This window comes from Heyndrickxia shackletonii, assembly GCF_001420715.1.
GTDB lineage: Bacteria > Bacillota > Bacilli > Bacillales > Bacillaceae_C > Margalitia > Margalitia shackletonii.
The window spans coordinates 1-389 of record NZ_LJJC01000015.1 but is presented as its reverse complement, the minus strand read 5'-3'; positions in this window follow the sequence as shown (position 1 = coordinate 389).

The window sequence follows — 389 nt, the reverse complement described above, 5'->3', positions numbered from 1 at the left end:
TGTACACACCGCCCGTCACACCACGAGAGTTTGTAACACCCGAAGTCGGTGAGGTAACCTTTTGGAGCCAGCCGCCGAAGGTGGGACAGATGATTGGGGTGAAGTCGTAACAAGGTAGCCGTATCGGAAGGTGCGGCTGGATCACCTCCTTTCTAAGGATAATGGAATACCACTTACGTGGTTATAAGAAGACGTTTATAAGTTCTGTTCAGTTTTGAAAGGTCAATCCTTTCAAATATATTGTTATTATTAGAAATTATTAAGAAACGCTTTTTCTGATTCTAACAAAGTTTTTTGCTCCTGCGGCAAAGCTATTCGAGGATGATTAGGTTCACCTCGGAGCAAGGCAGCATGTAGCAAATTCTCTGACGTTTAATCATGATGTGATT